Origin of the sequence: Burkholderia sp. SJZ089 (genome assembly GCF_007828315.1) — a bacterium.
Taxonomy (GTDB): Bacteria; Pseudomonadota; Gammaproteobacteria; order Burkholderiales; family Burkholderiaceae; genus Burkholderia; species Burkholderia gladioli.
In genome coordinates, this window is record NZ_VIUM01000029.1 from 34,507 (window position 1) to 52,062 (window position 17,556).

Annotated in this window: 16 protein-coding genes; 5 read left to right on the forward strand and 11 right to left on the reverse strand. The window is 69.4% G+C overall.

Annotation, left to right across the window (positions count from 1 at the left end; genetic code table 11):
- Position 1: 1 nt before the first annotated feature.
- On the forward strand, positions 2-1,534 hold the full coding sequence (locus tag FB600_RS34340; RefSeq protein ID WP_124076861.1) for an efflux transporter outer membrane subunit: 1,533 nt from the start codon (positions 2-4) through the stop codon (positions 1,532-1,534).
- Positions 1,535-1,697: 163 nt separating this feature from the next.
- On the opposite strand, the gene FB600_RS34345 is transcribed toward FB600_RS34340, so the two are convergent.
- Together FB600_RS34345 and FB600_RS34350 are read right to left on the reverse strand one after the other, a co-directional pair.
- Positions 1,698-2,606 carry a spherulation-specific family 4 protein gene (locus FB600_RS34345; protein ID WP_098182515.1) on the reverse strand — a complete coding sequence of 303 codons (909 nt, stop codon included), beginning with the start codon at positions 2,604-2,606 and terminating at the stop codon, positions 1,698-1,700.
- A gap of 173 nt (positions 2,607-2,779) precedes the next feature.
- Complete coding sequence (locus tag FB600_RS34350; RefSeq protein WP_124076817.1) at positions 2,780-3,040, reverse strand: hypothetical protein; 261 nt, start codon at positions 3,038-3,040, stop codon at positions 2,780-2,782.
- A gap of 1 nt (position 3,041) precedes the next feature.
- Here FB600_RS34350 and FB600_RS34355 point away from each other — a divergent pair, with 1 nt between their 5' ends.
- Positions 3,042-4,265 carry an acyl-CoA dehydrogenase family protein gene (locus FB600_RS34355; protein WP_098151647.1) on the forward strand — a complete coding sequence of 408 codons (1,224 nt, stop codon included), beginning with the start codon at positions 3,042-3,044 and terminating at the stop codon, positions 4,263-4,265.
- 312 nt (positions 4,266-4,577) lie between these two features.
- Complete coding sequence (locus FB600_RS34360; protein WP_261383532.1) at positions 4,578-5,366, forward strand: polysaccharide lyase family 7 protein; 789 nt, start codon at positions 4,578-4,580, stop codon at positions 5,364-5,366.
- A 76-nt stretch (positions 5,367-5,442) separates the two neighbouring features.
- Here FB600_RS34360 and FB600_RS34365 read toward each other — a convergent pair whose 3' ends face one another.
- The 8 genes from FB600_RS34365 to FB600_RS34400 all read right to left on the reverse strand — a co-directional run bounded on the left by FB600_RS34365 (position 5,443) and on the right by FB600_RS34400 (position 13,818).
- The gene (locus FB600_RS34365) at positions 5,443-6,198 is read right to left on the reverse strand and encodes a hypothetical protein (RefSeq protein WP_096752485.1); all 756 of its coding nucleotides are present in this window, start codon (positions 6,196-6,198) and stop codon (positions 5,443-5,445) included.
- Between the two features lie 130 nt (positions 6,199-6,328).
- Positions 6,329-7,951: an FGGY-family carbohydrate kinase gene (locus FB600_RS34370; protein ID WP_145758094.1), complete on the reverse strand. Its 1,623-nt coding sequence runs from the start codon at positions 7,949-7,951 to the stop codon at positions 6,329-6,331.
- A 40-nt stretch (positions 7,952-7,991) separates the two neighbouring features.
- The gene (locus FB600_RS34375; RefSeq protein ID WP_046582053.1) at positions 7,992-8,720 is read right to left on the reverse strand and encodes an SDR family oxidoreductase; all 729 of its coding nucleotides are present in this window, start codon (positions 8,718-8,720) and stop codon (positions 7,992-7,994) included.
- Positions 8,721-8,742: 22 nt separating this feature from the next.
- Positions 8,743-10,002, reverse strand: a complete 1,260-nt coding sequence (locus FB600_RS34380; protein WP_046582055.1) for a sugar ABC transporter permease — start codon at positions 10,000-10,002, stop codon at positions 8,743-8,745.
- Positions 9,992-10,828, reverse strand: coding sequence for an ATP-binding cassette domain-containing protein (locus tag FB600_RS34385; RefSeq protein ID WP_047839974.1), 837 nt, complete (start codon positions 10,826-10,828; stop codon positions 9,992-9,994). Before FB600_RS34385 ends, FB600_RS34380 begins: the two co-directional genes overlap by 11 nt.
- Before the next feature lie 70 nt (positions 10,829-10,898).
- The gene (locus FB600_RS34390) at positions 10,899-11,957 is read right to left on the reverse strand and encodes a sugar ABC transporter substrate-binding protein (protein ID WP_098182520.1); all 1,059 of its coding nucleotides are present in this window, start codon (positions 11,955-11,957) and stop codon (positions 10,899-10,901) included.
- A gap of 184 nt (positions 11,958-12,141) precedes the next feature.
- Entirely contained in the window at positions 12,142-13,122 is a 981-nt protein-coding gene (locus FB600_RS34395; protein WP_042286185.1) for an AraC family transcriptional regulator, read from the reverse strand.
- A gap of 297 nt (positions 13,123-13,419) precedes the next feature.
- Positions 13,420-13,818 (reverse strand): Fur family transcriptional regulator, encoded by a 399-nt coding sequence (locus tag FB600_RS34400; protein ID WP_230676364.1) that lies wholly within the window; start codon positions 13,816-13,818, stop codon positions 13,420-13,422.
- A gap of 268 nt (positions 13,819-14,086) precedes the next feature.
- On the opposite strand from FB600_RS34400, the gene FB600_RS34405 reads away from it, so the two are divergent.
- Together FB600_RS34405 and FB600_RS34410 are read left to right on the forward strand one after the other, a co-directional pair.
- On the forward strand, positions 14,087-14,749 hold the full coding sequence (locus tag FB600_RS34405; RefSeq protein WP_013689329.1) for a response regulator transcription factor: 663 nt from the start codon (positions 14,087-14,089) through the stop codon (positions 14,747-14,749).
- Positions 14,746-16,050, forward strand: coding sequence for a sensor histidine kinase (locus tag FB600_RS34410; RefSeq protein ID WP_145758095.1), 1,305 nt, complete (start codon positions 14,746-14,748; stop codon positions 16,048-16,050). Before FB600_RS34405 ends, FB600_RS34410 begins: the two co-directional genes overlap by 4 nt.
- A gap of 12 nt (positions 16,051-16,062) precedes the next feature.
- Here FB600_RS34410 and FB600_RS34415 read toward each other — a convergent pair whose 3' ends face one another.
- Complete coding sequence (locus FB600_RS34415) at positions 16,063-17,544, reverse strand: efflux transporter outer membrane subunit (RefSeq protein ID WP_145758096.1); 1,482 nt, start codon at positions 17,542-17,544, stop codon at positions 16,063-16,065.
- Positions 17,545-17,556: the final 12 nt, after the last annotated feature.

Here is a 17,556-nt window from a genome sequence, read left to right on the forward strand (position 1 = left end):
GATGAAAAACGACAAGACCATCCTGCGCCTGGCCAGGCTCGCCGGGCTCAGCGCCCTGATGTCCGCGCTGCTCGCCGCCTGCGCGGTGGGCCCCGACTACAAGCGCCCCGACGTGGCCACGCCGGCCGCCTTCAAGGAAGCGCCGACGCTGGCAGCCGGCGAGCAGGCCGGTACCTGGAAGCCGGCCGAGCCCGCCGACGGCGCGCATCGCGGCGAATGGTGGACCGTGTTCGGCGATCCGGTGCTCGACAAACTGGAGCAGCAGGCGCTCGACGCGAACCAGAACCTGAAGGCCGCGGCGGCCCGCGTCGAGGAGGCCCGGGCGGCCACCCGCGCGGCACGTTCGGCCTGGTTCCCCTCGCTCGACGCCGGCTTCGGGCCGACCCGCGAGGGCGCGTCCTCGGCCTCGCAGTTCCTGCCGCAAGGCTCGGGGCCGGTCAATGCCACGCTGTGGCGTGCCCAGGGCACGGTGTCCTACGAGGCGGACCTGTTCGGCCGCGTCGGCCGCAACGTGGAGGCCTCGCGGGCCGATGCCGCGCAAAGCGAGGCGCTGTTCCGCTCGGTGCAGCTGGCCTTGCAGGCCGACGTCGCGCAGAACTACTTCGAACTGCGCCAGCTCGATGCGGACCAGGACCTCTACCGTCGCACCGTCGACCTGCGCCAGGAATCGCTGAAGCTCGCGCAGCGCCGTTTCGACGAAGGCGACATCAACGAGCTCGACGTGTCGCGCGCCAAGAACGAACTGGCGACCGCGCAGGCCGATGCGGTGGGCGTCGCGCGCCGTCGCGCGGCCTCCGAGCATGCGCTGGCGATCCTGCTCGGCAAGCCGCCGGCGGATTTCTCGTTCCGGGAAACGCCGATCGTGCCGGTTGCCGTGCGGATTCCGGGCGGCCTGCCTTCGGCCCTGCTCGAACGGCGGCCCGACGTGTCGGCGGCCGAGCGGGCCATGGCCGCCGCGAATGCGCGGATCGGCCTGGCGAAGTCGGCTTATTTCCCGAAGCTCGACATCACCGGCTCGTTCGGTTATGAAGCCAACACGCTTGGCAGCCTGTTCATGTGGTCGAGCCGCACCTTCCTGCTCGGGCCGTTCGCCGGCACGGCGCTGTCGCTGCCGATCTTCGATGGCGGCCGCCGCGCCGCGGGCGTGCAGCAGGCTCGCGCGCAGTACGACGAGCAGGTGGCGAACTATCGCCAGCAGGTGCTGGTGGCGTTCCGCGAGGTGGAGGACAACCTGGCCGACCTGCGCCTGCTCGACGACCAGATTCGCGCGCAGGGCGATGCGGTCAGCGCCTCGCAGCGCGCGGCGAAGCTGTCGCGCACGCAGTACCAGGAAGGGCAGATCGCCTATATCGACGTGATCGACAGCGAGCGCTCGGTGCTGCAGTCGCAGTTGCAGGCGAACCAGCTGACCGGCGCGCAAGCCGTGTCGACGGTCAACCTGATCCGCGCGCTCGGCGGCGGTTGGGACACGCCGGCGACCGCGGTGGGCAGCGTGCCGGCTTCGGCAACCGCGCAGTCGGTGGCAGGGCGGTGAAGATGCGGCGAGCCGTGGTTCGGCTCGCCGGGTTCCGCATGAAACTGGAAACGGGCCTTCAGAGGCTCGTTTCCAGTTTACGGGCCTGCTTGCGCAAGCCCTCGAACACGGCATCGGCGAGATCGGCCGGGAAATCGCGGAGATACCGCCGATATCGATTCCTTCAGCGCGAGCCTCGCATTGCCGTCTTGTTGGATGCCTTCGCCGCCGGCGGATTGAGCGCCGCGACGCCCGCGACTTCCTGGGACCAGTAGGAAGGCAGCCCGTTGTACGGATTCGGCAGCTTCAGCGAGGTCACGTAGATGCCGCCCGCGCCGTGCGCCACGGCGAACTGCAGGTCACCGCTCAATTGCGCGGCGCTGGTGTTGTACACGATGTGGATGAAGCGGTCCGGCGAATAGGCCGCCTGCCAGGCGGCGGCGCTGTAGCTCGCGTAGTTCGCCTGCTTGTCCTCGTAGACCACGAAACGGTCCGCCACCGGCAGGCTCGCATAGATCTCGGGGATGTTGGTGCCGGGATTGTTGACCACCTGGTAGCTGGCGGACAGCCCCTTGATGTAGTTGTAGAGCGACTGATAGTACTGGAGGTGGGCGGCCGAACTGTCGTTCGCCATCTCGTCGATGAAGAAGCCGTCGACGGTATAGAAGGCGAGATAGGTGTTGATGTCGTTCGTGACGTCGGACAGCGAGCGGTTGCCGTAGGAGGTATGCACGTAGGCGATGACCTTGCCGCCCGCCGCACGAACCTTCGCGATCACGTTGGTGTAGGCCGGATCGACGGCGGTGCCCGGGCCGCTGTTCGGGTTGACGATGGCCGTGAGCGGCACCGAGGCGGCGTTGCTGGCCAGCGTCTTCCAGGCAGTCGCGCCCGAACCCGAGGGATAGAAGTAGGCCGGCACCACCAGGTCGGCCGCCTGTGCCGCGCCGCTCGCCACGCAGAACGAGGCGAGCAGCGAGCAGGCCGCCGAGGCGAAACGCCGGAATGCGCCCGGCGCGCGGGGGGGGCGGGCCCGGCTGCGCCGATCGATCAGGAGTGCAGGAGAAATGCCGGATGCTTGTTGCTGGATGCTCATGTTCAGCCTCGCATTTTTTCAGGTCTCGCCGCCACGCACGCGTGAGGGTCGTGCCGCTGGTGATGGGGTTCGTGCCCCTGGTTGCCGATGATTCGCTGCTTGCCGCTCCGGATTTCCCCGTCCGGTCATTCATGAATAGCAGTTTTGAAAAAGACTGCAAATCGCTGAAACCATCAAGAAGGTGCCTCTGGATCGCCGTCGGGCATATCGGTTTCGGCGATTTCCATTCGCGGATTGCTTGTTGGACGGGCCTCGGCGAGCGCATCTATCATCGCGGCGAGGGCCGCCGGCTTGCGCCCCGACATCGGTTTGCCGCGGCAATATCCGTGTTTACGACAGCCGGCCGGCAAGATCGAGCGTGTCGCGAGAGATAGGCGTCGCGCACCGTATTCGACCCCATTCGTCTGACCTGAAACGATCGAGAGCTTTTCCACGATGAGCGATTCCTCTTCATCCGCCACGCCGCCCCATGAAGCTGCCGACGCTGCTTCCGACCCATCGCTCGACGCGCCGGGCAGCTTCGGCGAGTTGATCGCCGCATTGCGCGCGAGTGCCGCCGAACGCGACCGACGCGGCGGTCACGCCGCGCGCGAAAAGGCCTGGATGGCCGCGCTCGGCCTGCAGACGCTGGCCGTGCCGCGCGCCTTCGGCGGTCAGGAAGCCGACTGGCCGATCGTCTACCAGACGATCCGCGCGATCGCGCGCGTCGACAGCGCGCTCGCGCATCTGGTCGGTTTCCAGGTGCTGCAGATCGTCAGTGTCGATGTCTGGGGCAGCGAGGCGCAGCGCGAGCGCTACCTGCGCGGCACCGTCGAGCAGGGCTGGTGGTGGGGCAATGCCGTCAATCCGCTCGACACGCGGCTGGTCGCGCGGCAGGACGGCGAGGGCTACCGGCTCGACGGCATCAAGGGCTTCTGTTCGGGCACGCGCGGCTCGGCGCGGATGACGATCTCGGCGCACGATCCGGCCACCGGCAAGCCGGTGTTCGCGGTGGTGCCCACCGGCCGCGACGGCATCACGGTGCATGAAGACTGGGATCCGATCGGGCAGCGCCAGACCGACAGCGGCAGTGTCTCGTTCAATGCGGTGAGGGTGGAGGCCGACGAGGTGCTGCATCGCTCGGAAACCCCGCCCACGCCGCGCGCGACGCTGCGCACGCTGGTTTCGCAACTGGTGCTGACCAACCTGTTCGTCGGGCTGGCCGAGGGCGCGTTGGCCGAGGCGCGCGACTACGTGAGCACGCGTGGCCGGCCGTGGATTCACTCGGGCGTGGCCAATGCGCAGGACGATCCGTACACGCTGCAGCGCTTCGGCGACATGCGAGTGCAGGCGGTGGCCGCCGAGGCGCTGGCCGATCGCGCCGCGCGCGGCCTGCAGGCCGCCTGGGATCGCAAGGAAGCGCTGAGCGCGGATGGCCGCGCCGAGGTCGCGCTGGCGATCTCGGAGGCGAAGATCGTCGCGCAGCGCGCGGCGCTCGACGCCGGCGAGGCACTGTTCGATGCCTGCGGCGCGCGCGCCACCGCCGCGCCGCTCGCGCTCGATCGTTTCTGGCGCAACGCGCGCACGCATACGCTGCACGACCCGCTCGACTATCGGCTGCGCGATGTCGGCCGTTATGCGCTGACCGGCGCCTTGCCCGAGGCGTCGATCTATACCTGAGCCCTTCTCTTCGCCTCGCTGCCGGCCATGCTTACGGCGACTTACAAGTATCGATTCCGTCACTGGAAACTATAGATTTCTATCGTTTTACAGCGCGAATCGATGGATGTAGCCTCGGAGACGTTCGGAAACCGGCGGCTGCATCGTCCTTGGCGATGCCGGTTCCCGCACGTCGGAAGATGCAGGAAGCACGGCACCCGTCACGCGGCAGGACCGCGAGCCGGGTCGCACGACAATCACAAAAACGATAACGACAACTTGTTTGCCGCCATTCAGGAAATCAACGGTCAATCAAACAGGAGAGATGGAGACATGAAGCAATCAATGATGGCTTGCCTGATCGCGGCCGTATTCGGCGCATGGGTGTCGGCACCGGCGTTCGCGGGCTCGCAGGAAATCCAGTCCGACCAGGCGGCGGCCGCGGCCAGCCTCAGCACCTCGGCGCCGCCGGGCTCGAACTTCAACCTGAAGCCCTGGACGCTGCAATTGCCGACGGGCTCGTCGGGCAGCGTGATGACGGTCAATGGCGACAGCCTCGCGGCCGGCTACACGAACCAGTACTACTTCTACACCGACAAGTCGGACGGCTCGATGGTGATGATGGACCCGAAGCAGGGCTGGACCACCTCGGGCTCGCAGCACCCGCGCACGGAAATGCGCGAGAACGCGACCTGGAGCACCTCGGGCACCAACAGGCTCGACGCCACGGTGACGGTCGCGCAGGTGCCCAAGACCACCACCATCGGCCAGATCTTCCAGGGCAGCGGGCCGAGCAAGCCGCTCTGCGAGCTGCAGGTGACCTCCGGCGGCGTCGCGCAATTGTTCATCGAGGATACCAACCAGGGCGGCTCGGGCCAGACCTACTCGATCGCCAACGTGACGATCGGCAAGTCCTTCACCTATGAACTGAGCCTGAGCGGCACCAGGATCACCGCGAAGATCAACGGCACGTCGAAGTCATTCACGATGGACTCGAGCTTCGATGGCGAGAGTTTCTACTTCAAGGCCGGCGATTACGACCAGAGCGCCGTGTCGGGCACGCCGCTGACCACGCCGGGGACGGTGGTGAAGTTCTACGCGCTGAGCCTGACGCACGGTTGAGACCGAGCGGGCAAGGCCGATCCGGCGCGGCCGGTTCCCGTGGATGCAGGATTCGTGGGAACCGGCCGCGCCGCGTTTACTCGTCGGGATTTCTCGCCATCCTTTGGGCGAACGATTCGAACGCCGACACATCCGCCCCCGTCAACAAGGCTTCCGCGTCCACCATGTCGTGCGCGGTCATCGGCACCTGCTGGCAATCGATCAGATGACGAACGCTGGGGTATTTGGACATGCGGGGCCGCTTGTAGCGCAACCGGAACAAGCGCGGCATCACCCGGTCCGGCTTGCCCAGATCGCCGATCTGCTGCACCGAGGCATCGAACCGGAAGCGCAGCCAGGCCGCCTGCTTCTCGTTGGCCGGCGCGGCGATGAAGTCGGTCAGCACCAGCATCACATACGGAATATCCCGCTGCGCCAGCGTCGGCCAGCCCCACATCTTCAGCACGTCCGCGTGTTCGATCGCGCCGGTGAAGCGCGTCACGTTGAAGGCCGAAGCGGTTTGCCGAATGGTCTGCAGGTGGCGCTGCCATTGCGCGAAGAAGCTCGCGCGCAGTTGCCTGGCGCGTTCGGTCAGCGGCGGCCCGACATCGACGGCGAGCGGATTCGGCACCGCGTCGGACACCAGCGGGCAGCGCGCGAACGGGCCCGCCGCGTGCACGAAGCGGCGCGCATGCGTGCGATCGCGCAGCTGCACCACGCGCAGCACGCCGGAGCAGAGCGGGCAGCGTGCCAGCCCGCGCAGCAGCGGCAGGTCGCGACAGAACTCGTCGACATGGACCAGGCGGTCCTCGACGGGATGCAGCGCGTATTCGAGCATCGGCCGTTCTTTCATTTCGATGACGGGAGTCGATGCCGCGTGGGCGGGGCTGCCCGCGCGACGAACCGGAACACGGAGAAACACGGTGGGATCCGGGAATCAGACACGTGTTGTGTGACAACAGGATGTTGACCCCGGCGCTTCTTCAGCGAATCTCGCGCGCCACCCGCTGCAGCGCCTCGAAGGCCCGATAGCGTGCCGCGTGCAGGGCCGCGATCCCGCCCTCGGCGCTCGAGTAGCTGCGGCTGATCCTCGACATGCCGCCCATCGCCGAACGCAGGTCGTCATACAGGCCGCCCGCCACGCCGCCCAGCATCGCGGCGCCGAGCAGCACCGGCTCGTCGGCCTCGGTGGCGAGCACCGGCTTGCCGGTGGTATCGGCCAGCAACTGGCGCACCAGGTCGAGCCGCCCGGCGCCGCCGCTGATCACGATCTTCTCGATCGGCGCGCCGGCCGCCGCCTGGGTGTCGATGATCTGGCGCAGCCCGTAGCCGATGCTGGCCAGGCCCGCCACGTAGAGCGCGACCAGGCTGTCGACGCCGGTTTCCATGTCGAGCCCGGCGATCACGGCGCGCGCGTGCGGATCGGCGAAGGGCGCGCGATTGCCGAGAAATTCCGGTACCACGTGCAGGCCGTCGGCGAGCTTCGCGGCCGCCGAGAGTTCGCCGCCGGCTCGCTTTGCCGCCAGTTCGGCCAGCCAGGCCGGCAGGGCCAGGCCGGCTCGCTCGGCTTCGGCCTGCGCCTCGGCGGCGGCGGGGTGCATCGCGATCAGCCGCTCGATCGCGGCGCCGGCCACCGACTGACCGCCTTCGTTGAGCCAGGAACCGGGCACCATCGCCGAGAAATACGGCCCCCACACGCCGGGCACGTAGACGGGCTCGCGCGTGGTGGTCATGGTGCAGGACGAGGTGCCGAACACATAGGCGAGGCAGGCTTCGGGCTCGTGCTGCGCGCCCACCGTGCCGATCCCGCCGGCATGCGCGTCGATCGCACCGGCGGCGACCGGCGTGCCGACCGGCAGCCCGAGCTCGGCGGCGGCCTGGGCGCTGAGGCCCTGGCCGAGCCGTGTGCCGGGTTCGACCACCTCGCGCCCGATCCGCGCGAAGCCCTCGTCGGCCAGCACGCCCAGGCCGATGCCGCGAAAATAGCTTTCGTCCCAGCGCCGCTCGTGGGCCAGGTAGGTCCACTTGCAGGTGAGCGTGCAGGTCGAGCGCGCCAGCTCGCCGGTCGCGCGCCAGGTCAGGAAGTCGCTCAGGTCGAAGAACTGCCAGGCGGCATCGAATACCGCGCGGCGGTTTTCATACAGCCACAGCAGCTTGGGCGTCTCCATCTCGGGCGAGATGCGCCCGCCCACGAAGTCGAGCACGGCGTGGCCGCGCGCGTTGATGCGCTCGGCCTGGTCGAGCGCGCGGTGATCCATCCAGACGATGATGTCGCGCTCGGCCTGTTCGGAAGGCCCGACCGGCAGCGGCTTGCCGCCTTCGCCGAGCACCACCAGCGAGCAGGTCGCGTCGAAGCCGAGCCCGGCCACCTGGGCCGGCGCGATCGCGGCCTGCGCCAGCGCCGCGCGCACCGCCGTGCAGACCGCCTGCCAGATGTCGGTGCTCGACTGCTCGACGATCGCGCCGCGCTCATGGAACACCTGGATGTCGTGCCGGGCCGAGGCGACCATCCGGCCGGCCGCGTCGAAGATGCCGGCGCGCGCGCTGCCGGTGCCGACATCGATGCCGATCACGTAGCGCGCGTCGGGGTTCGGGTGGTCCGTCATGTTTCGGGTTCCTGTCGATAAGGCGAGTCTGGGCGGCCGATCAGAGATCGACGCGGGTCGGCAGGATCACGAGGTCGCGGATCGTCACGTTGGCCGGGCGCGTCAGCATGAACAGCACCGCGTCGGCCACCTCGTCGGCCTGCATCAGGCTGCCGGCGGCCAGCGCCTCGTCCATCTTCGCCTTCGGCCAGTCGTCGAGCAGGGCGGTGACCACCGGCCCCGGCTGCACCGCGCCGACGCGCACGCCGTGCTGCATCACCTGGCGCCGCGTGGTGTGGACGAAGGCCTGCACCGCGAACTTCGAGGCCGTGTAGATCGGCTCCCAGACCACCGGCACCATCCCCGCGATCGAGCTGGTGAAGATGATATCGCCGCAACGCTGGGCCACCAGGTGCGGCAGCACCGCGTGCACCGAGCGGAACGCGGCGTTGATGTTGAGGTTGAGCATGCGGTCCCAGTCGTCGGGGTTGCCGGCCACCACCTCGCCGCCCACGTAGGCGCCGGCATTGGCGTGGAAGATGTCCAGGCGCCCCGCCAGTTCGAGGATGCGCGGCAGCATCGCCGACACTTCGGCGGGCGCGAGCAGGTCCACCACCAGGCTCAGCGCGTTGGGGCCGAGTTCCTCGCGGCAGGCGGCCAGTCGGTCCTCGGCACGATCGATCAAGACCACCTTCGCGCCGGCCTCGACCAGCGCGCGCGCGCAGGCCAGGCCGATTCCCGATGCCGCGCCGGTGATCGCGGCGACCTTTCCATTCAACGATTCAGACATGCGTGGTTCTCCAGGTGGGGGCTCAGGCGCGGCCGTGCGAGACACGCGAACGGCGCGCGAGCGAATCGACGATCACCGCGATCGCGAGCACCGCGCCGGTGATCATGAAGCGCAGCGAGGACGACAGGTTCAGCAGGGTCAGGCCGCTGGCGATCGACTGGATCACGACGATCCCCAGCACCGCCGACCAGGCGCTGCCGCGCCCGCCGAACAGGCTGGTGCCGCCGATCACGGCTGCCGCGATCGCGTTGAGGTTGACGTCGCCGGTGCCGGCCTGCTGGCTGGCCGAGGCCAGGCGTGCCGCGGTGAGGATGCCGCCGAGCGCGGCCAGGCTGGTGCAGAGCACGAAGGCGCTGGTGTAGATCGCGCCGACGTGGATGCCGGCGCGGCGCGCGGCCTCGTGGTTGCCGCCCACGGCATGCATCGAGCGGCCCCAGCGCGTGCGCGTCATCGCGTAGTGCATGGCGGCGGCCAGCGCGACGAACAGCGCGAACATCAGCGGCACGCCGCGGCCGCGATCGAGATAGGCGACCACCAGCTCGAGCAGCACCGTGATCACGGCCGCGCGCACCAGCACGCCGAGCGTCGAGGGCGCCGAGAGCCGGGCCGCGCGGCGGCGCTCGCGGGTGCGCAGGCCGAGCAGCACCAGCGCGAGGCCGGGCAGCAGCGCCAGCCCGTGCGAGACCGCGGCCGGCAGCACCCGTTGCTGGCCGAGCGTGACCAGCGCCGAGTCGTAGGGCAGGTTGATCGAGCCGGGCGGGCCCAGCACGTAGAGCTGCAGGCCGAGGATTGCGAGCAGCCCGGCCAGGGTGGTCACGAAGCTGGGCATGCCGAGCCGGTTGAACAGCAGCGCGTAGAGCGCGCCGATCAAGGCGCCCGCCGCCAGCGCGGCGAGGATCGCGAGCGGCACCGGCCAGCCCGCGTTGACCCACAGCGTGCCGACCAGGGCCGAGGCGAAGCCGCTGATCGAGCCGACCGACAGGTCGATCTGGCCGACCATCAGCACGCAGACGATGCCCAGCGAGATCACGCCCACCGTCGAGCAGTCGAACAGCAGGTTGACCAGGTTGTCCGCCGAGACGAACACCGGGTTGAGGCTGGTGAAGACGGTCCAGATGATGATCAGGCCGGCCACCACCGGCAGCGAGCCGAGGTCGCCCGCGCGCACGCGGCGGCCGAAGGCGGCGAGCGTCTCGCCCAGGCCGCTGGCATGCGCCACGCGCACGTCGGCGCGGTCGAGCAGCGGCGCGGGCTGCGAGGCTTGGGGGCTGTCATTGCGCATGATCGTTTCCTTGCAGGGGCTGCGTGTCGAGGTGCGCCTGGCGGCGGCCGGCGCGGCGCGAGACCGCGTTCTCGGTCGCGCCGGTGATGGCCGCGACCAGCGACGCATTCGACGAATCCGGGTAGAACACGCCGTTGTTGCGGCCCAGCCGCAGCACGACGATGCGGTCCGCCACGGCACGCACGTCCTCCATGTTGTGGCTGATCATGATCACGGCATGGCCGCGATCGCGTACCCGCTCGATCAGGTTGAGCACCTCGGCGGTCTGCGCCACGCCGAGCGCGGCGGTCGGCTCGTCGAGCATGATCAGCTTCGGGTCGAGCAGCAGCGAGCGGGCGATCGCCACCGTCTGGCGCTGGCCGCCCGACAGCGAGGCGACCACGTCGCGCACGCTCGGGATGCGCGCCGACAATTCATTGAGCAGGGTCCAGGCGCGCACTTCCATGCTGACTTCGTCGAGCCGCAGCGGGCTCAGCTCGCGGCCGAGGAAGATGTTGGCGACCACGTCCAGGTTCTCGCACAGCGCGAGATCCTGGAACACCGTGGCGATGCCGAGGTCGAGCGCGGTGCCGGGATCGGACAGCGTGACCGGCTTGCCGCCGAAGTGGATGCTGCCCGAGCTGGGCTGGTGCACGCCGGCGAGGATCTTCACGAGCGTCGATTTGCCGGCGCCGTTGTCGCCGACCAGCGCGACCACTTCGCCGGCGTGGACGTCGAGCTCGATATCGCTGAGCGCCGATACCGCGCCGAACTGTTTCGAGATGCCGCGCAGGCTCAGCACCAGCTCGCCGGGTGTCGCGCGGGTCGTCGTGGAGTCTTGGTTCATGAGGCAATGGCCTGTGAGTTGCGGCGCGGGCCCGGCTGCGATGCCGGCCCGCGCGGATTGCTGCCGGGAATTACTGGCTGATGCCGAGCTTCTTGCAGCCGTCGACGTAGCGACCGGTGCAGAGCTCCTTGGCGCTGGCGAAGCCCTTGTCGATCACCTCGGCCTTGAGATTCCTCGCCGTGATCACCGCGGGCGTGAACAACTGGGTGGGCGTCTTGTAGAGCGTGGTCTCGCCCTTGGGCGCCTGGCCCGACAGGAAGCCCACCGCCGCCTTGGCCGCCGCCGCCGCGACGATCTCGCTGGGCTTGAGGATGGTGTTGTACTGGTCGCCGGCGATGATCAGCTGCAGCGCGGCATTGGTCGCGTCGTTGCCGGTCACGCTCGGCAGCGGGTTCACGCCGGCGGCCTTGAAGGCGGCGATGGTGCCGCCCGCGGTGCCGTCGTTGGCGGCCACCACGCCGACGATCTGCGAGCCGAAGCGCGTGATCTGGCCGCTGACCCATTGCTGGGCCTTCGGCGGCGCCCATTCGGGCGTGTCGAACTCGGCCAGGGTCTTGTAGCCGCTGCCCTGCAGGCCGGCGTGGATGCCGTTGCGGATCAGGCCGGCGGCCGCGTCGGTGGGCGAGCCGTTCACCTCGAGCACGCCGCCACGGCCGGCCGGCACGCCGCTGTCCTTCAGATGCTGCACCAGCGATTGCGCGATCGACTTGCCGATCGCCTCGTTGTCGAAGGAGACGTAGTAGTCGGCCGGCGTGGCCGGGATCGGCCGATCATAGGCGATCACCTTGACGCCCTGGCCCTGCGCCATGTGCACCAGCGAGGCGGCCGCGGTCGAATCCACCGGGTCGATCACGATCACCTTGGCGCCCTGGGCGATCGCCGAGTTGAATTGCTGCTGCTGCAGCGCCACGTCGGCATTGGCGTTCTGGTAGAGCACCTTGCAATCCGGGCAGAGCTTCTGCATCTGCGCCTTGAAGCCGGGGAAGTCGTGCTGCTCGTAGCGCGTCGAGGCCTGGTCCGGCATCAGGAACGCCACCGTGCCGGACGGCGCCGCGAAGGCCGGCGTGATGCCGCCCAGCGCGAGGCCCAGCGCGGTGGCGCCGAGCGCGAGAGAGAAGGACTGGTTCATCGTATGTCTCCGTGTTGTCGAAAATGGCCGGCTTCGGATCTGCCGTTGTGTTGCAGCGGTGTGGATCGGGCGAGCATCGGGAGCAGGCTGCGATGCTCCGTGGATAATCTGCATGACGAATCGATGGATCCGTTCGTCGAGCGGTGCCGGCAAGCCGTGCCGGCGCGGCGCGAAGCGCTTCGGATCAGCCGAAGGCTTCGATGCCGGGCTCCTCGATCAGCGGCGGCGCGCTGGCGCCGCTCGCGCTGGCGGCGTTCAGGCGCTGCCAGGCGCGCCATCGCGACGGCGACATCGCCTTGAGCTGGAGGAACTGCCGGTTGAAGTTCGACAGGTTGTTGAAGCCGACCTGGTAGCAGATGTCGGTGATGCTCAGTTCGTCGGTCATCAGCAACTGGCAGGCGAGGTTGATGCGCAACCGGTTCACGTATTGCACGAAGGGCACGCCGGTATGGCGGCGGAAGTAGCGCGAGAAGGCGCTCGCGCTCTGCCCAGACAGCTCGGCCAGCTCGGTTTCGCGCAGCTCCTGCGAGAGGTTCTTGCCGATATGCGAGAGCACGTGGTTGATGCGCGATTCGGCGTAGCGCGCAGGGTCCGCGCAGTAGGCGGCGCTGGCCAGGCGCGCCGGCGCGGGGCTGCGCACCAGCAGCTCGAACAGCGAGACGAACAGCACGATGCGGCGCATGCCTTGCGCGCCGAGCATCTCGCGCAGGATCGGCGCGGCGGCCGCGCCGGTTTCGGGGCTGAACAGCAGGCCCCAGCGCGAGGCGTCGAGCAGGGCCTCGACGCGACGGAATTCGGGGAAGGCGGCGATCACGCGCTCGACGAACTCGGCGCCGAACTGCAGCACCAGGCAGCGCTCCTCGACGCGTTCCTCGCGCGGCACGTGGCTGACCCAGTTGTGCGGCAGGTTCGAGCCGGTCATCACCAGGTTGCCGGGCGCGAAATTGCCGATATGGTCGCCGACGAAATACTTGCCCGTGGTGGCCGTGATCAGGTGGATCTCGTACTCGGGATGGAAGTGCCAGCGCACCGTGCGATAGGGGTAGCCGTGCGACCAGACCTTGAAGGATTCGTCGCGCGGCACCGCCACCAGCTCGAGGTCGGGCTGGGCGAACTCGCCCGGCCGCCCGGCCTCGTGTGCATCCTCAATCCGCATCGCCTTCATCTGTCCTGGTCCTCCGGCACCGCCGCGTCTGCCTTCCCGCGTGTCTCGCCGCGCCGTGGCGCGGATCGGGGCTGCCGCCCGATGCATGAAAAATAGCCGCGGCGGGGCCTGGCGGCCACTGAAAATAAGACCGTTTACCGATACTTTTTTGCATTCGGGTTAGCCCGTAGCCAGGCCAAGGTCAACTTTCGTGCAATGCGGGGAGGACAGGGAAAGCAGGGCGCGAACGCCCTGGAAGGGCGCCGGAGGCAGGCGGGAGGAACGGTGCCGGCGGCGGCCAGGCGCGCCGGCCGGGGCTCAGTGCCTGCCGCCGGGGCGCTGCTGGCAGGCGCCGCAGATGCCGAACACGGCGTGGCTGTAGCCGAGGTAGCGGAAGTCGTGAGCCGAGGCGATGCGTGCCTGCTGGGCCTCGAACTCGGGATCGTGGATGTCCTGGATCGCGTCGCAGCGCGTGCAGACGAGGTGGATGTGCTGCTGGCCGCGATTGAGCTCGTAGATCACCTTGGCCATGCCCAGCGAGGAACCGAGGATCAGCGAGGCGTCCTGCAAGGAACCCAGCGCGCGGTAGATGCTCGACAGGTTGTAGGGCTCGTCGCGCTCGCCGAGTTGGCGAAACACCTGGTCGGCGGTGAAATGGGCGGTCGGCTCCTCGTGGAACAGCCGGTAGACGGCGACACGGGTCGCGGTTGGCCGCATATGGGCCTTTTTCAGATCCGAAAAGATCACGTTCATGGGTAGCGGCGGCGGTGAACGCGACGCACCTCCGGAATCGGGTGCGCCGGGCCGACGAAGCTTGACCGGCCAGACTTAGCTGAAAAATAGGGGCTGATCGATGGCGAGGGGGCGGTCGATGGCGGAGCGATCGGGGCGAATTGCGGTAAATTCGCGCCTGCGGGCCTTGGCCGGTACCGCGTCGCACGCGCCGGCCAGGGCGGCATGTCATGAACGCACGGGGATCGGGCCGATGAGAGTACTGCTGGTCGAGGATGACGGGATGATCGGCGACGAGATGGCGGGCGCGTTGCGCGACGCCAGCTACGCGGTGGACTGGGTGCGCGACGGCGCCGCCGCGATCGCCTCGGTGCGCGCGCAACGTTACGATGTGGTGCTGCTCGATCTCGGCCTGCCGAAGCGGGACGGCTTCCAGGTGCTGGCCGCGATCCGCGGTGCCGACAACCCAGTGCCGGTGGTGGTGGTGACCGCGCGCGACGCGGTGGAGGACCGCGTGCGCGGCCTCGACAACGGCGCCGACGACTACGTGCTCAAACCCTTCGAGATCACCGAATTGCTGGCGCGGATCCGCGCGGCGGCGCGACGCGGCGGCGGCACGGCCGCGCCCGTGCTCGGCAACGGCGTGGTGTCGCTCGATCCCGCCACCCACGAGGCGCGCGCGGGCGAGCGCTCGGTGCGTCTGTCCAGCCGCGAATTCGCCCTGCTGCATGCGCTGCTGCAGCGGCCCGGCGCGATCCTCTCGCGCACCGAGCTCGAGGATCGCATCTACGGCTGGAACGAGGAGGTCGAGAGCAACGCGGTCGAGTTCCTGATCTATTCGCTGCGCCGCAAGCTCGGCAGCGAGACGATCCGCAATGTGCGCGGCGTGGGCTGGATGGTGGCGAAGAACCAATGAAATATTCCCTGCAATTCCGCTTGTCGGCCTGGCTGTCCGTGATGGTCCTGCTGGCGGCCGCGGTGGCCGGCGTGGCCTCGTTCTGCGCCTCCTTCCACGAGGCCAACGAGCTGCAGGACTGGCAGCTCGAGCAGGTCGCGGCGATGATGACGCCGCACGTGCTCGCCGAGATGGAGCGCGACGGCATCGTCGGAAAACGGATGGAGACCGTGCATCACAAGCCCGAACTGGTGGTGCAGCGGCTCGATGCGAGTGGCGGGACGCTCGCGCTGCCGGCTTCGCTGCCCGACGGCGTGCAGGACGTGAAGGTGGCCGGCGTGGACTGGCGGCTGGTGGTGCGCACGCTCGACGCGGGCACGCGCGTGGCTGTCGGCCAGCAGACGGCCGGCCGCAACGACGTGGCCGAAAGCAGCGCGCTGGCCGCCACCGCGCCGCTGATCGTGTTCGTGCCGGTGCTGGTGCTGGTGCTCGGCTATGTGGTGCGCCACATGTTCGCGCCGCTGCGCGCGCTGTCGGCGCATGTGGACGGACGCGACAGCCGCGACCTGTCGAGCCTGTCCGATGCGGGGCTGCCCGACGAGATCCGGCCGTTCGTGGTCGCGCTGAACCGCTTGCTGGATCGCGTCGAGCAATCGGTGGCCGCGCAACGGCGCTTCATCGCCGACGCGGCGCACGAGTTGCGCTCGCCGTTGACGGCGCTGTCGCTGCAGGCGGAGCGCCTCGAGCCCTTGACGCTGGCCACGCCCGCGCACGAGCGCGTGCTGGCCTTGCGGCGCGGGCTGGCGCGGGGCAGCGCGCTGGTCGAGCAATTGCTGAACTTCGCGCGCGTGCAGGATGCGCCCGACGCGGCGGACCAGCGCCTGTCGGTGGCGCAGCAGTGCCGTGCCGTGCTGGAGGACCTGATGCCGCTGGCCTATCGCAAGCGTATCGATATCGGCGTGGTCGCGCTCGACGAGGGCGAAGTGCTGGCGCGCCCGCTCGACCTGCGCATGCTGGTGCGCAACCTGGTGGACAACGCGATTCGCTACACGCCCGAGGGCGGGCGCATCGATCTCGCGGTGCGCGCCGGCGAGGATCGCGTCGAGCTGTCGGTGGCCGACAGCGGGCCCGGAATTGCGCCGGCCGAGCGCGAGCGCGTGTTCGACGCGTTCTACCGGATCGTCGGCAACGAGGCGATCGGCTCGGGGCTGGGCCTGGCGATCGTGCGCACCATCGTCGAGCGGATCGGGGCGCGCATCGAGCTCGACGACGTCGAGCCGAGCGGGCTGCGCGTGACGGTGATGCTGCCGCGAGCGCGGTGAGCGGGCAGCCCGTCAGTGCATCCGCGTCGGCGAGGACGTCGTCGTGTTCAATCCGGGCCATCCGCCGCCGAGCGCGGTCGCCAGGTCGACCGCGGCCGCGATGCGTCGCGCATCGATCTGGTCCACCAGCTGCTGGTCGGCCAGCGCGATGGTTTGCGCCGTGACCACGTCGAGATAGCTGAGCGCGCCGGCCTGGAAGCGGTTCGTCGTCAGCCGCAGCGAGAGATCGGCCGCGTCGGCGGCGCGCCTTGCGCTGCTCGCCTCGTCCGCCAGCGCATGCAGCGAGCTCAGGTTGTCTTCCACCTGCTGGAACGCGCTCAGCACGGTCTGCCGGTAGTCGGCCACCGCGCCCTCGTATTGCGCGGTCGCGCCGTGCAAGGTCGCACGGCGTTGTCCGCCGTCGAACAGGGTGCCGACCAACTGCGGACCGAGCGACCAGAACAGGCTCGGCGCGCTCAGCCAGGGCGCGAATGCGGCGCTTTCGAGGCCGGCGCTCGCGCTCAATACCAGGTCGGGGAAAAACGCCGCGCGCGCCACGCCGATCCGCGCATTCGCGGCGGCCACGCGGCGCTCGGCCGCCGCGATGTCGGGCCGCCGCTCGAGCAGTTGCGAGGGCAGGCCGGCCGGGATCCGGGGCACGGCCAGCGCCTGCACGCGCGGCGCGATGGCGAAGCTGGCGGCGTTTTCTCCGACCAGGGTGGCGATCGCGTGCTGCAGGCGCGCGCGTTGCGCGCCGATCTCGCTGGCCTGGGTGCGTGCCGTTTCGTATTGCGCGCGCGCCTGCGCCACGGCGGACGCGTCGATCGCGCCATCCGCGAGCTGCTGTTCGAGTAGTTGCAGCGCGCGGCCATAGGCATTCACCGTGTCGTCGAGCAATCGCTGCTGCGTGTCGAGCGAGCGCATCGTGAAGTAATCGGTCGCGAGCTGCGTGCCGATCGCCAGCTTCACCGCAGCGAGATCCGCCGCGCTCGCTTGCGCGCCGGCCTGCGCGTTCGCCACCGAGTCACGGATCCGGCCGAACACGTCGGGCTCCCAACTGGCGGCGATGCCGCCCAGGTAGTCGGTGGTGGTCTTGCCGGCCAGCGAGGAACCCGCCTTGTTCCGCGAGATGCGCCCGCGGCTCGGCGTGGCGCCGGCCGTGACGGTCGGCAGGAAGCCGGCGCGCTGCACGTCGACGGCCGCGCGGGCCGCATCGAGCTCGGCGATCGCGCGTTGCACCGTCTGGTTCGAGATCGCGACGCGCGCCTCCAGGCGGTCGAGATCCGCATCGCCGAACACGGTCCACCACGGGCCGCGCGGCGCCGCGTCGGCCGGCGCGGCGAGACGCCAGCCCGGCTGCGCGGCAGGTGCGCCCGCGTAGGTGGCCGGCACCTCGACGGCGGGGCGGGTGTAGGCCGGCAGGCTCGAGCAGGCGCCGAGCGTCAGCGCGGCGAGCGCGGCCAGCAAGACGCGATGCACCGGGCGCGAAGCGTAGGTGCGTAATGGGGCGGGCATGATGGCACTCCT

Coding starts and splice junctions, on each gene's coding strand:
- FB600_RS34340 (WP_124076861.1), top strand. CDS start 2: ATGAAAAACGACAAGACCATCCTGCGCCTGGCCAGGCTCGCCGGGCTC.
- FB600_RS34345 (WP_098182515.1), bottom strand. CDS start 2,606: ATGAGCATCCAGCAACAAGCATCCGGCATTTCTCCTGCACTCCTGATC.
- FB600_RS34355 (WP_098151647.1), top strand. CDS start 3,042: ATGAGCGATTCCTCTTCATCCGCCACGCCGCCCCATGAAGCTGCCGAC.
- FB600_RS34360 (WP_261383532.1), top strand. CDS start 4,578: ATGAAGCAATCAATGATGGCTTGCCTGATCGCGGCCGTATTCGGCGCA.
- FB600_RS34365 (WP_096752485.1), bottom strand. CDS start 6,198: ATGAAAGAACGGCCGATGCTCGAATACGCGCTGCATCCCGTCGAGGAC.
- FB600_RS34370 (WP_145758094.1), bottom strand. CDS start 7,951: ATGACGGACCACCCGAACCCCGACGCGCGCTACGTGATCGGCATCGAT.
- FB600_RS34375 (WP_046582053.1), bottom strand. CDS start 8,720: ATGTCTGAATCGTTGAATGGAAAGGTCGCCGCGATCACCGGCGCGGCA.
- FB600_RS34380 (WP_046582055.1), bottom strand. CDS start 10,002: ATGCGCAATGACAGCCCCCAAGCCTCGCAGCCCGCGCCGCTGCTCGAC.
- FB600_RS34385 (WP_047839974.1), bottom strand. CDS start 10,828: ATGAACCAAGACTCCACGACGACCCGCGCGACACCCGGCGAGCTGGTG.
- FB600_RS34390 (WP_098182520.1), bottom strand. CDS start 11,957: ATGAACCAGTCCTTCTCTCTCGCGCTCGGCGCCACCGCGCTGGGCCTC.
- FB600_RS34395 (WP_042286185.1), bottom strand. CDS start 13,122: ATGAAGGCGATGCGGATTGAGGATGCACACGAGGCCGGGCGGCCGGGC.
- FB600_RS34400 (WP_230676364.1), bottom strand. CDS start 13,818: ATGCGGCCAACCGCGACCCGTGTCGCCGTCTACCGGCTGTTCCACGAG.
- FB600_RS34405 (WP_013689329.1), top strand. CDS start 14,087: ATGAGAGTACTGCTGGTCGAGGATGACGGGATGATCGGCGACGAGATG.
- FB600_RS34410 (WP_145758095.1), top strand. CDS start 14,746: ATGAAATATTCCCTGCAATTCCGCTTGTCGGCCTGGCTGTCCGTGATG.
- FB600_RS34415 (WP_145758096.1), bottom strand. CDS start 17,544: ATGCCCGCCCCATTACGCACCTACGCTTCGCGCCCGGTGCATCGCGTC.